The sequence below is a fragment of the Streptomyces sp. NPDC096176 genome (assembly GCF_044763255.1).
Classification (GTDB): Bacteria; Actinomycetota; Actinomycetes; order Streptomycetales; family Streptomycetaceae; genus Streptomyces.
On the sequence record NZ_JBIWFV010000028.1, the window covers coordinates 1 to 11,621 of the forward strand.

The window sequence follows — 11,621 nt, forward strand, 5'->3', positions numbered from 1 at the left end:
TCTTGGTCGAGAACCCGTCTACCAGGAGCTTCGTCGTTCCGTACAACCCAAGCCCACCAACGCCCCCGCACTGCAGTCAGGTTGGAAAGGGCTCATTGCTCGTCACGAAGACATCCTGCCAGCACAGCGACAAGCTGACAGGCATCACGGTGAAGGTCCCAGCCGAAGCGCTTGCGGACGTATTCTCCGAACGTGGCGAACCTCGAAGTGGACTGGGCGTACAACCTGGCGGGTGGGCTGCTGGCTGAGAGTCTGCCGCGTAGATGGGCGCACACGCAGGGGGTGGCTGCGTGCGCCAGACGGCTCGGGCCGCTCTTGAAGGGCGAGGGGGCCGCAGTTCTGGAGGCGGCGGCCGTGCTGCACGACATCGGATACGCGCCGCCGCTCATCGATACCGGCTTCCATCCTCTGGACGGTGCGCGCCACTTGCGGGACGCCCAGCGTGCGCCCGAGTCCGTCGTGCGGCTGGTGGCGAACCACTCCTTCGCCCTCTTGGAGGCGGAGGAGCGTGGACTCTGCGCGGAGCTGGCCGGCGAGTTTCCGTTGCTTGGTGATCCGCTGCTCGTGGACGCGCTGGTGTACTGCGACATGACCACGACGCCTGACGGCGAGCGTACGACGTCGCCGGAGCGAGTCGGCGAGATCCTCGGCCGCTACGGGGAGGACAGTGTCGTCGGGCGGTTCATCCGCCGGGCCGCCCCTGCGATCCACGGCAGCGTGGAGCGCGTAAGGGCGGCCGCGGTCGAGGCGGGCGTCGTGCTCTGAGGGGTCTATCCCAGGTGGGGATAGTCGCCGGCCAGGTAGTGGCCGAGCTGTTCGTGCATGCTCGGGTGGATGTCCAGCTCGCCGAAGTCCTTCGGGTGGACCCAGCGGACTCCGTCCGCTTCCTCGTTGACTGTGGGCTTCCCGCCGACGGGACGGCCGATGTACACGGCCTCGTACTGCTGCCGGATTTCGCCGTCGGTGTACTCGATGATGTGCTCCGGGTTGGAGTAGACGCCGAGGAAGCCGGTGACCTCCGCGACGATGCCGGTTTCCTCCTCGCACTCGCGGACCGCGCATTGTGCGGGGCTCTCTCCTATGTCCTGGGCGCCGCCGGGCAGGGCCCACTGGCCGGTGTCGCGCCGGCGCTGGAGCAGGATGGCGCCGTCGTCGTTGACGACGAGCATGTTGCTCGCGGGGATCAGGGTGTTGGCCTTGGGGGCCTTGGGGTCGTGGTAGTACTCAGTCCTGCCCACGGTGGTGCTGCTCCTGCCTGTCGGGCGCCCAGGGGCGCGCGGATGACCAGACGGCCTCGAAGCTCTCGCCGTACCGCTCGAACCATTCGGCGTTGGTCGTGCGCCTGAGCTGGAGGAGCGGATTCGCGCTGGCCGGCTGGCCCCAGATGTGGGGGTTGATCAAGAGGTGGTCGTCGTAGCGGAAGATCGAGTTGTAGAGCGTCGTGTCGTGGAGTCGCACCTCACAGCCTGGATGGCCCACGAGATCTCGGTAGTAAGTGAGCGAGGCCCTGATTTTGGCAGCCAGTGCGTCGCCGATGCCTTCCTCGCGTCCACGGACCCGTACGGCGTCGCTGTCCGGATCGCCGAAGCAGAGCCGCACGCGCACGCCGGCCTGCGCTCGCTCCTGGAGCATGCGCGCGATGTGCGGGTTCGTCTGGGCGAAGAAGGTGCCTGAGAACACCAGGACGTCTACCTGTTTCATCGCCCCTAACAGCAGGGACATCCAGACGTCGCGCGGCACGCTTGCCCTATTTGTGTACGTATCGACCAGTTCCGACTGGGTGGCGCCCAACCGTGGGGTCCGCTGACCTGCTTCTGGCCAGAGGTAAGTCTCATCGACTCGGAGCAGATTGGCGACGGTCCAGCGATGCCGACGGTGCGGCACACGGCCGGCTATCCATCGGCTGGCGGTCTTGGGATCGACCGCACAGGCTTCGGCCACCTCATCCACGGTCAGCCCGCGTTGCACGAGTGCGGAACGAAGTCGCTCATTCACTCAGACAACCCAACCGGACAGGATGCCCTGGCCGCAAGGCCGTCAGGCGTGGTCGTGCGGGCATGGCCGGTTTTCGTTGTCGGCTTACGCTGACCGTGTGCCACTCATTGTGCTCTGGGACATCGACCACACGCTTATCGAGAACTCCGGTGTGAGCAAGGAGATATACGCGGCGGCCTTCTCTGCCGTCTCGGGTCATGCCGCCGTCCGGCCGGCCCGTACGGAAGGCAGAACCGACCGCCTGATCCTCGCCGAAATGTTTCGGGACCATGGGATGGATCCCCCGGAGTGGGGTCGAATCAACCAGGCGCTTACGGCGGCCGGCGAGGTGCGTGAGACTGCCCTTGCCCAAAGGGGCCGGGCCCTTCCCGGAGCGCGCGAAGCCCTCGGCGTGGTCGCGGCGGAGCCGGGCATGGTGTCATCCGTCCTTACCGGCAACATCTACGCCAATGCCCGGGTGAAGCTGCGGGCCTTCGGCCTGGACGCGCTTCTCGACATGGAGTGCGGGGCCTATGGCGCGGACTCGACAGACCGCGCGGCCCTGGTGGAGGTCGCCCGGGACCGAATCCGTAAGGCTTACGACCTTCCATCGGGCACACCCGTCGTCCTGATCGGCGACACACCTCGTGACGTTCGTGCCGCGCAAGACTCCGGCGCGCACGTCGTCGCGGTCGCCTCTGGGATTCACAGCGCTGACGAACTGCGTGACGCCGGAGCCACCGTCATGCTTCCGGACCTGGTGGACGTTGCGGCACTGATGCGCCACCTGCGGTCTTTGGCACCGACCGTCTCGTAAAACGTCCCAGGACGTCCCACAGAAGTCCCAGGACGAGGTTCGGCGTCCCGCCGGCCGGCGGCAGTCTCGTTCCTGCCGTCGGCGGCGGGCTCCCCCTCGGGCCGCCGACGCGCTTCCGATCTCTCCTCCCGACTGGATGGAGTAAGCGCATGACGGCTTTACTCGGCGGACAGACCGGCACGACCTCCACGCTCGGCGAGGTGGAGCGGCTCGCGGTGCGGTACCGCGTACCCGTCGAGGACGCGTTGCTCATCGCGATCAACCTCCACGGCATCGATTCTGAGCTGCCGCGTCACCGGGCCCGCGTTCAGGTAAGGCTGGCGAGCGCGCCGACGATGCCGTGGCAGCTCATCGTTCCGCTGAACGCCACCGGTTCTCCATTCCGGCTCAAGGACGACCAGCTGTTGCTGGGCGGCGTCTCGTTCGCCACTGTCGAGCGTGTCGACGCGGACGAGGCAGTCGGCGGCTACTTCCGAAACGGCGGCACTGCTGCGACGCTCAACCCGAACGCACGCAGTCGGTGTGTGGGCTGTGCCTTCTGCCCCAACACCCTTGAGGCCGCGGCAGACCCGCGGCTCTCCGAGGAAAGAGACCTCCGCGAGCTGCTGGCGGCGCTGCTGGAGCAGCACCCGCGGCACGATCTCACGGAGCTCCGCGAGGTGACCGTATCGACCGGGTGCTTCGAGCGAGAACCTGCCGCGGTCGACCACGTGCGCGCGCTGCGGACCGTTCTCGCCGAGCACGGCATCGAGGCGCGCATCGGCTTCCTGACCTCCGTACTCCGGTCCCAGGAGGCTTTCGATGTCCTCGCCGCGGAGGCCACCCCCTTCGTCCTGCGGCTGACCGCGGAGTGCTTCACCCGCCGGGACCTGTTGCTGAAGGCCAGCAAGGCCAACCTGGCCACACCGCAGATGCCGGAAGTGCTCAAGCAGGCCCTGGCTGCCGGCCACGGCACGTCGTTCACCTACATAGTGGGGCTGGACGACATCGAGGCTCTCCGCACAGGCGTCGGCGTGCTCAACCCGTACGTCACCGAGTTCCCCAACTTCCAGGTCTATCAGGCGCACAACTCCGTCATGGCCGGCCTGCGTACCTCCGGGGCGCGCGACTTGGAGTACTACCTGCGCGCCCGGGTGGTGATCGAGGAGATCACCGGTCCCTCCGGGCTGCGCCCGGCGGCATGGGAGTGCTACCGCTCGCTGTGGTACTTCACCTTCGCCGGCGAAGCCTTGGTCAGTGCGTGATGTCCGACACCGCCACCCTGGCAGACGCCTTGTGGAGAGCCACCTGCTACGCGTCGGTGTGCCAGCTCCATCTGCGGGACAACGTCCTGCTCAGTCGGCCGCTGACCGCCCACCACGTGAAGGAACGCCCGTCCGGTCACTGGGGAACCGTGCCCGGCACCGCGTGGGCACTGTCGCACGTTGTCCTCGCGGCGGGGCACCTGGACCCGGGGGTGGACCTGGTCCCGCTCCTCGGCGCCGGACACGCCGGCGTCGTCCAGCTCGCCGCGGCCTGGGTGACAGGCGAGCTCGGCAGCCTCCGGCCGCAGTTCAGCCCGGACGCTGATGGCCTCAGGCGGCTGGCCCAGGCGTTCCCCGACATGGACGGAATGGGCTCCGAGGTCACGCCGGCGCTTCCGGCCGGGACGTTCCTGGGTGGCCGCCTCGGCGGTTGCCTTCCCTTCGCCCAAGGCGCCGCCCTCAGCTCACCGGGCAAGATCGCCGTGCCCGTCATCGGGGACGGCGAGTGCGAGACACCCACGACCGCGGCGAGCTGGCTGGCGCAGCGGCTCCTTCCTGGGAGTTCCGTCCTACCCCTGGTGCACGTCAACGGTTTTCGCATGGGCGGGCGGTCCCTTCTCGGCGCGATGGACGACGACGCGCTTCGGTCGTACTTCGGCGGCCTGGGGTGGGAAGCAAGAGTCGTGCACGTCACGAAAGGCTCTCTGCCGGACCACGCCGCCTTCCAGACAGCGCTGTGGGATGCGCTGGAGTCGACGCTCGACGATCGCCCCACAGCCCTGGTCATGCGCTGCATGAAGGGATGGGGCGGACCCGCATCTCTCGGCGGCCGTGATCTCGTGGGCACCTCCGACCTGCACAAGACGCCCTTGGTCAGCCCGCGCGCCGAGCCGGAGCAGCTGATGCGACTGGCTCACTGGCTGGCGTCCTACCAGCCGGCGGATCTCTTCGACGAGAGCGGGCGGGCGAAAGGCGAACTCGCGGATGCCATAGCTGAAGCCCGATGGTGCTCCTTCGCTCCAGCCGAAGCGCCTCGGTCAGGGAGGCCCACCACGGCGCCCAGTGCTCGTGCCGCCACGTTCACCGATGCCGTCACCGGAGTCGTACGGAGACACGCGGCACGTGGGGATTTCCTGCTTGTCAGCCCGGATGAACTGGCTTCCAACCGGCTCCCGATCCTGGCCAGTGAGCAGTGGGCATATGAACTCCTGGCGGAGGAAGTGCTTTTGGAGTGGCTGGCCGGATGGACGGCAAGCGGACGCCGGGGTGTGCTGGTCTCCTACGAGGCATTCGCCCCGTTGCTCACCAGTGGCCTGGTGGGACACATCAAGCAGCGACGCCTCGACGGAGCGAGGGGCCTGCCCAGCATCAACCTACTGCTCACCTCGTACGGCTGGCACAACGTCCACAGCCACGCCGACCCCTCCCTCGCTACAGCGCTTCTGGCTCTGCCAGCCCCTGCCGTCCGCGTGTTGACTCCGGCTGATCCAACGAGAACAGCCGCCGCCCTGGAGGAAGCCTTCGAATCGAGCGATGGCGTCAACCTCGTCGTCGCCGGCAAGCACAGCCGTACCGCTCATCCTGTCGGGCCAATGGCTGAGGAACACAGGCGTGGTCTCGCGGTATGGCCGCATCTAAGCGACGAGGGCGAGCCGGACCTGACGATCGTCACAGCCGGGGACATCCCGGCCGCTGTCGCCGCCGAAGCAGTGGACCATGTACGAGGCCGCTACCGATGCCGCGTTCGGGTGGTGAACCTGCTGGACCTCACCGTCCTCGGCGACCCCGCTTTGTGGCCACGAGGGCTGAGCGACGAGGAGGTCGACCACTACCTGGGCGCTCACGCCCCGGTCCTTGTCCTCACTCTCGGGCACCCGGCGGCCGTGTGGGGGCTGCTGGGGGCACGGATGCGCCGCACTGTGGATGTCATCGGCTGGCAGGAGCCTGCTGGTCCCATGCCGCAGCGGCAGTTGGCGCGCTCCTTGGGCATGGACCGCGCTGGGGTGACGCAGGCTGTCGGTCTCCTCATGGCCGCACGTGAGGTGGTCCGGTGAGCCCGTGGGTCCTGGGAAGCCTGGAGGTCATAGAGACAGAACAGCCTGTGGCGCCTGGAGACGACGCGCACTTCGTGGTCATCCATGGCGCTGGAGAGTCCGGCTGTTACGGCCCCGTCAGCGAGCGGATCGGACGCTACGTGCGGGACACGCTGGCGGCCGAGATGAAGGGCGCACGGATCGCGGACCATGCCGGGCTGCTGAACCGGCTGCGTACCGTGGCTCGCACGGCACCGTCGGGCATCGCCTCGTGGGCGGTCGGCACTGTCGACTGCGCGGTCTGGGATCTCCATGGCCGGCTCGCCTCACGTTCCGTGGCTGGCCTGCTGGCCACGTCGGAGCCGCGATCGACCGTTCCGGCTTACGCGTCGTGGCTTTCCCAGAACCTCACCGGCATCGAAAACCTGGACCTGCTGCGTGACGTCGCGGCGGATGGATGGAGGTTCACCAAGTGGGGGCTTCGCCGTGATCCGGCAGAGTCACCGGGGCAGGCCGCCGCGCGTATGGCACGGGCGGTGGAGCGTGCCTCTCAGTCCGTCGGCTCGCCGCTGGCCGTTGACGCCGTTGGTACCTGGACGCCGTCGGTCTCCATGGCCTTCGCACAGAGCTGCGATCCGTCCTGTCTCCTGTGGCTGGAGGACCCGCTTCCACAGCACGACCTCGACATGTACGAGCTGCTCGCCGCAACCCGGGTACCGCTGGCCGTGGGGGAGCGCGCGCACTGCGACGAAGACCCGACCGGGCTCATCCAGTACGTCAGGCCGACTGCCCTCACCCTCGACGTCGTCGGCTGCGGCGGCCTCACCCGCGCGACGCAGATCCTCGCCGTCGCCCGCTCCCAGAACATCCCCATATACCCGCACGGCCGCTCACTGCTGCCCGGTCTCCACCTCGCGGCCGCCTTCCCTGACGCTGTCCCCGCCGTCGAGTACCGACTCCAGTGGGAGCCCGGACGCCAATGCCTCTACGACGAACCCCTTCGGCCCGAGGACGGATACATCCACCTGCCGGACTCCCCAGGTCTCGGCACGACCCCGAGGAGCACAGCATGCCCGGCACAACGATGACCGTTCCCGTCGAGGGAACTATCAGCCACAGCTCGGACGGCCCGCTGCTGGTGCTGTCCCAGCGGCTCGACGGGCATGACACCTTCCTGACGGGGAGCCTCGACATCGGAGGAAGTGCGCTGCCGGTGCGCATCCTGACCCTGGACGACGTCACCGTACTGCGCCCGGTGGGCAGCCTCCCCGCGCTGGCGGAAGGTACGCGGTGGCAGGGGACGCTGCACCTGCCACGCGGGATGCGTCCTCGCAGCGTCCCCCCGGACCTCAGCGAGGCTGCCGCTCAGGAGGGGAGATCTCTCGACACGCTCGACGAGGCGGAGCTGCGCTACGTCATCACCTTCCTCTCCGAGGCCACAACCACCACCATTCGGCAGTCGCGTATCCGGGCCATCGTCTCTGCCCTTCCGACCACCACGAGGAGCCCCCAGTGACCCCACACCCTGCACTCCTGGTCACCGTCGATGTCGGTGGGACCCTCGGAACGGCCGACGGGCCCGGCCTGGCAATGAGATTGGCCGAGGCGTCCCCGCTGCCAGCGGCACGAGCACGCGAGATCATGCGATCCAGCCTCCATACGCGCCCGTCCCTCACGGAACCCGTGGTGACAGAGGTATGCGAGGCGCTGCGGGTTCCACCGGAAGCCTTTCCCCGCGACCTTCCGCCGGCCCCGTTCAGACTCTTCCCACGCACGGTCGAGGCACTGGAGCGCATCAGCGCTGTGGCGACCGTGGTCACGCTGTCGAACGTCACCTGCGTGGACGCGGACACCGACGGGCTGCGCGCTCTCCTCTCACCGTGGGTCAGGGACTTCTTCCCCTCGTGCCGCATCGGTCACAGCAAGCCCGACCCACGTGCCTTCCACACCGTGGCCGAGTACTTCGGTACCGACCCCGGTGGCCTGATCCATGTCGGCGACGACTGGGCGTGCGACATCGTGGGTGCCATCGAAGCCGGGACCAGGGCCGTGTGGATATCGCGCGGACGAAAGGTTCCCGACGAATCCCTGGTCGTTGATCACGGTGTGCTCGTCGCCCACGACCTGGCGGCGGCCGCCACACACATCCAGCACCTCGCAGTACGGAGCGACACATGAGCCTCTTCTCCGGAACCGCCACCTACTACCGCCAGTTCCGCCCCGGCATCCCCCAGGACGTAGCCGCGGTCCTCGACCGATCCACCCCGGTACGAACGAGTGGCCCGCGACGGCTCCTGGATGTCGGCACGGGCACCGGGCTGGTCGTCGAGGCGCTGCTGGACCGGTTCGACGACATCATCGCCGCCGACAACGACGCCGACATGCTCGCCACGGCGGAGTCGGCACTCCGCCCGAAGCTGCCCGAGGGCTCCCGCCTCACGCTCGTGGAGAGCACCGCCGAGGACTTCGTCCCGCCCGTCGGCTGGAAGGCCGACCTCGTGACCATCTGCCGCGCCTTCCACTGGCTCGACCAAGCCGCCGTGCTGCGCCTCCTGGACAGCCAGGTCGCCCCGGACGGCGTCGTCGCGATTTTCGGCGACAACAGCTTCTGGGCCGCCGGCAGCCCCTGGAAGGAAGCGGTCCGCGACGTGATCAAGACGTTCCTCGGCGAAGAACGCCGCGCGGGCTCCGGCACCTTCCAGCACCACAACCGCCCCTACAGCGAGATCATGGAGGAGTCGCCCTTCAACCAGGTCGAGGAGATCCGCGTACCCGTCCAGCGCACCTGGACCACTGCCTCCATCCTCGGCTACCTATACTCCACCTCCTTCGCAGCACCCCACCTCTTCGGTGACCGGCTGGAGGAGTTCGAGACGGCGGTGAAGTGCCGGCTCACCGACTTCAGCGACAGCGACACCTTCCCCGAGGACAACGAGTTCCTCATCCGCATCGGGCGGCGGAGTAAGACATGACGGCCGACCGTGACGGACGGTCGTACGGGAAGCTGACGACACCCCGTATCGCGGCCGAGCTGAGCGAGCGGTCCACCCTCTGTCTTCCGGTGGGCTCGCTCGAACAGCACGGCACACACCTGCCCCTCGACACCGACACCGTCATAGCCGAGCGCTTCGCGCTTCGCCTGGTCACACACGTCGCGAACCGGCACGACCTATGGGTCGCGCCGCCCGTCGCGTACGGCCTCTCCCCGGAGCACGCCTGGGCACCAGGCACCGTGACCTTGGACATCCCGCTGTACGCCAGCTTGATCACCACGCTCGTCGGGGAATACCTCCGTGCCACACCCGTGCGGACGGTGCTCATTGTCAACGGACACGGTGGCAATCGGGGCGTCCTTGAGGGACTGGTGCACCAGCTCCGGCACACCCACGACGTGACCGTCTGCGCGCTGCACCCGAGCACCCTCGCTGCTGGCGAGGTCACGGTCGACAGCGAACTGCCCGAGATCCACGCCGGCATCCGCGAGACCTCCCTCATGCTCGCCCTCGCCCCCGACCACGTACGGCTGGACCTCCTTCCTGTCGGGACTCGCCCGGATCCCGGCCAGCGAGAGGCGATCCAGCGCCGCGTACTCGATCGAGGTGCCACTTGGCCCTGGACCTCCGACGACCCCGCGCTCTCCACGCACGGGGTCATCGGCGGCGACCCACGCAAGGCCAGCGTCGAACTTGGCGAGGAGCTCATCACCGCCGCGCTGAGCGCGGGCGCGGACATCCTCGACCGGCTGGTCCCGCCTGGCGCGAACGGACCGATCACCTTACGGAGGACCCATGCCCCTGACAGCTGAGGAGAAGGCCGCCTTTAAACGGGACGGTGTCCTCATACGCCGAGGGTTGGTCGCCCCTGACGTGACCAGGCGCGCCATCTCCCTCATCGACACCTGGTACCGCGAACGACTGGACCCCGAAGACATCCCCGCGTACTCGCAGCGCACCTTCGCGCCGGAACTGGGAAACCACCCGGACGTTCTCGCGCTCTACACGGAAACCGAAGCCGTGACGCTCGCCTCCGGCCTTCTCGGGGAAACCTCTCCCGTCTCCACCACCCAGATCCAGATCCGTGTAGCCGAAGCCGGACTCCCTGGCGTGCAGCCGGAGAAGGCCATGCACGTCGACGGCGTCTCCTGCCCCCACATCGACCCGCAGGAGCTGCGCACATTCTCCCTGCTCGTCGGCGTCGTTCTGTCCGACATCAACGACCCTCAAGGCGGCGCGCTGCGCTACCTGCCCGGCGGGCACCACACGATGGCCCAGTGGTTCAGCGATCAGTGGTCGCTCGGGATAACAGAACAGGTTCCGCCGGAGATCGAACGCGAGGAAGGGGTCTTCTTCCTCGGCGCACCCGGGGACGTGCTGCTGATGCACCACCTCGTCCCCCACACCGTCGGGCGGAACTTCACGCCGTTCCCCAGGGTTATGGCGTACTTCCGGGTCTCCCACCCGGACCACTCCCGCCGCCGACTCGAAGCGCTCCGCGACCCCTGGCTCGACTACCCGCCCCTCGCCTCGATCCCCTCCGCCCCGGCCAGCCAGGAGTAGACCTATGCAGATCACCACCCCGCAGGACCTCGACGTCGCCGTCCGAGCGATCGAGTCCGGAGAGCTCGTCATCGTCCCGACCAGCCGCTGGTACATGATCTGTGCCGACGCCAGCAACGCTCAGGCATGCGACAGCATCTTCAAGGGCAAGCGCCGCCCCGGCGCCAAGTCCCTCGCGTACGTGGCCCCATCCCTCGCCTCCTGCCCGGAGCACTTCGAGCTCAGTGCCGAGGCCGAACGGCTCGCCACCATGTTCTGGCCGGGCGACCTCGCGTTGCTCCTGCCGTGGCGGAGCCCGGAGGACGCCGCCTGGCACACGGCGGTCGGCTCGCCTGCGCTCACCACGGTGGCCCCCGGCGTCCTCGGAGCGCTCGCGTCAGAGGCTAAGGTGCCGGTCGCCGCCACCACAGCCAACATCTCTGGCGACGCCGGCCCGGCCGACGCGGGGCCGGCCGTGACCGTCGAAGAGGTCCACGACTTCCTCGCGGCCTCCGGCCTGACGCCCTCAGTCATCGTCGACGGCGGTGTGTGTCCCGCTGCCAATCACATGACCATCGTGGATTGCTTCACCCCCGAGGCGAAGCTGGTACGCACGGGCCTCGTCCACCAACGAGCCGTATCAGCGGCACTTGGTCGGGAGATTCAACGTGCCTGATGGCTCGGTCACTGCATGGCAAAAGCACTCCGGACACGAGAGCCTCCACGCCAGCGCATCCGCGTCCCACGGTCGGTTATGGGGTGAGCCGGTTCGGCCCGCGGAAGAGGAAGGTGGCCTCGCGGATGGAGTCCTGGCCGAGCATCACCATCAGCACCCGACCGAGGCCCTTGCCGAGGCCGCCGTGCGGTGGGCAGCCGTACCGGAACGCGTTCACGTCCCGCGCGGCGACCCCAGCCAGCGCAGAGCCATGTTCGAAGGGGCCTGGCTGGCCTTGGGCCACAGCGCCCATGGTGACCTGGAGGCCGCCTGCGAGGTCGGCCAGATCGTCGCTGACCGCCT

At 68.2% G+C, this 11,621-nt stretch carries 14 protein-coding genes; 11 read left to right on the forward strand and 3 right to left on the reverse strand.

The window, feature by feature from the left end; all coding sequences use genetic code 11:
• The first annotated feature begins 192 nt into the window (after window positions 1-192).
• Window positions 193-765: an HD domain-containing protein gene (locus ACIQ7Q_RS34710; protein ID WP_403871394.1), complete on the forward strand. Its 573-nt coding sequence runs from the start codon at window positions 193-195 to the stop codon at window positions 763-765.
• A gap of 5 nt (window positions 766-770) precedes the next feature.
• Here ACIQ7Q_RS34710 and ACIQ7Q_RS34715 read toward each other — a convergent pair whose 3' ends face one another.
• Window positions 771-1,238, reverse strand: coding sequence for an NUDIX hydrolase (locus ACIQ7Q_RS34715; protein ID WP_084901126.1), 468 nt, complete (start codon window positions 1,236-1,238; stop codon window positions 771-773).
• Window positions 1,225-1,995 (reverse strand): XRE family transcriptional regulator, encoded by a 771-nt coding sequence (locus ACIQ7Q_RS34720; RefSeq protein WP_403871397.1) that lies wholly within the window; start codon window positions 1,993-1,995, stop codon window positions 1,225-1,227. Before ACIQ7Q_RS34720 ends, ACIQ7Q_RS34715 begins: the two co-directional genes overlap by 14 nt.
• 97 nt (window positions 1,996-2,092) lie before the next feature.
• On the opposite strand from ACIQ7Q_RS34720, the gene ACIQ7Q_RS34725 reads away from it, so the two are divergent.
• The 10 genes from ACIQ7Q_RS34725 (at window position 2,093) to ACIQ7Q_RS34770 (ending at window position 11,279) form a co-directional block, all read left to right on the forward strand.
• A complete protein-coding gene (locus ACIQ7Q_RS34725) occupies window positions 2,093-2,791 on the forward strand; it encodes an HAD family hydrolase (RefSeq protein ID WP_403871426.1) in 699 nt (232 codons plus the stop codon).
• A gap of 149 nt (window positions 2,792-2,940) precedes the next feature.
• On the forward strand, window positions 2,941-4,035 hold the full coding sequence (locus tag ACIQ7Q_RS34730; RefSeq protein ID WP_403871400.1) for a hypothetical protein: 1,095 nt from the start codon (window positions 2,941-2,943) through the stop codon (window positions 4,033-4,035).
• Complete coding sequence (locus ACIQ7Q_RS34735; RefSeq protein WP_403871403.1) at window positions 4,035-6,089, forward strand: hypothetical protein; 2,055 nt, start codon at window positions 4,035-4,037, stop codon at window positions 6,087-6,089. The genes ACIQ7Q_RS34730 and ACIQ7Q_RS34735 overlap by 1 nt, the downstream gene beginning before the upstream one ends.
• A complete protein-coding gene (locus ACIQ7Q_RS34740; protein ID WP_403871406.1) occupies window positions 6,086-7,156 on the forward strand; it encodes an enolase C-terminal domain-like protein in 1,071 nt (356 codons plus the stop codon). The genes ACIQ7Q_RS34735 and ACIQ7Q_RS34740 overlap by 4 nt, the downstream gene beginning before the upstream one ends.
• Window positions 7,138-7,584 carry a hypothetical protein gene (locus ACIQ7Q_RS34745; protein ID WP_403871408.1) on the forward strand — a complete coding sequence of 149 codons (447 nt, stop codon included), beginning with the start codon at window positions 7,138-7,140 and terminating at the stop codon, window positions 7,582-7,584. The genes ACIQ7Q_RS34740 and ACIQ7Q_RS34745 overlap by 19 nt, the downstream gene beginning before the upstream one ends.
• A 170-nt stretch (window positions 7,585-7,754) precedes the next feature.
• Window positions 7,755-8,246, forward strand: coding sequence for an HAD family hydrolase (locus ACIQ7Q_RS34750; RefSeq protein ID WP_403871410.1), 492 nt, complete (start codon window positions 7,755-7,757; stop codon window positions 8,244-8,246).
• On the forward strand, window positions 8,243-9,040 hold the full coding sequence (locus tag ACIQ7Q_RS34755; protein WP_403871413.1) for a class I SAM-dependent methyltransferase: 798 nt from the start codon (window positions 8,243-8,245) through the stop codon (window positions 9,038-9,040). Before ACIQ7Q_RS34750 ends, ACIQ7Q_RS34755 begins: the two co-directional genes overlap by 4 nt.
• Window positions 9,037-9,873: a creatininase family protein gene (locus ACIQ7Q_RS34760; RefSeq protein WP_403871415.1), complete on the forward strand. Its 837-nt coding sequence runs from the start codon at window positions 9,037-9,039 to the stop codon at window positions 9,871-9,873. The genes ACIQ7Q_RS34755 and ACIQ7Q_RS34760 overlap by 4 nt, the downstream gene beginning before the upstream one ends.
• A complete protein-coding gene (locus tag ACIQ7Q_RS34765; protein ID WP_403871418.1) occupies window positions 9,857-10,624 on the forward strand; it encodes a phytanoyl-CoA dioxygenase family protein in 768 nt (255 codons plus the stop codon). The genes ACIQ7Q_RS34760 and ACIQ7Q_RS34765 overlap by 17 nt, the downstream gene beginning before the upstream one ends.
• 4 nt (window positions 10,625-10,628) lie before the next feature.
• A complete protein-coding gene (locus ACIQ7Q_RS34770; protein ID WP_403871421.1) occupies window positions 10,629-11,279 on the forward strand; it encodes an L-threonylcarbamoyladenylate synthase in 651 nt (216 codons plus the stop codon).
• A 76-nt stretch (window positions 11,280-11,355) separates the two neighbouring features.
• On the opposite strand, the gene ACIQ7Q_RS34775 is transcribed toward ACIQ7Q_RS34770, so the two are convergent.
• The coding region (locus ACIQ7Q_RS34775; RefSeq protein WP_403871423.1) for an amino acid--tRNA ligase-related protein at window positions 11,356-11,621 on the reverse strand (266 nt) is incomplete at its 5' end.

What these genes read in the sequence shown, in the direction of transcription:
- ACIQ7Q_RS34730 (WP_403871400.1), top strand. Translation starts at nt 2,941, where the DNA reads ATGACGGCTTTACTCGGCGGACAGACCGGCACGACCTCCACGCTCGGC.
- ACIQ7Q_RS34735 (WP_403871403.1), top strand. Translation starts at nt 4,035, where the DNA reads ATGTCCGACACCGCCACCCTGGCAGACGCCTTGTGGAGAGCCACCTGC.
- ACIQ7Q_RS34745 (WP_403871408.1), top strand. Translation starts at nt 7,138, where the DNA reads ATGCCCGGCACAACGATGACCGTTCCCGTCGAGGGAACTATCAGCCAC.
- ACIQ7Q_RS34755 (WP_403871413.1), top strand. Translation starts at nt 8,243, where the DNA reads ATGAGCCTCTTCTCCGGAACCGCCACCTACTACCGCCAGTTCCGCCCC.
- ACIQ7Q_RS34760 (WP_403871415.1), top strand. Translation starts at nt 9,037, where the DNA reads ATGACGGCCGACCGTGACGGACGGTCGTACGGGAAGCTGACGACACCC.
- ACIQ7Q_RS34765 (WP_403871418.1), top strand. Translation starts at nt 9,857, where the DNA reads ATGCCCCTGACAGCTGAGGAGAAGGCCGCCTTTAAACGGGACGGTGTC.
- ACIQ7Q_RS34770 (WP_403871421.1), top strand. Translation starts at nt 10,629, where the DNA reads ATGCAGATCACCACCCCGCAGGACCTCGACGTCGCCGTCCGAGCGATC.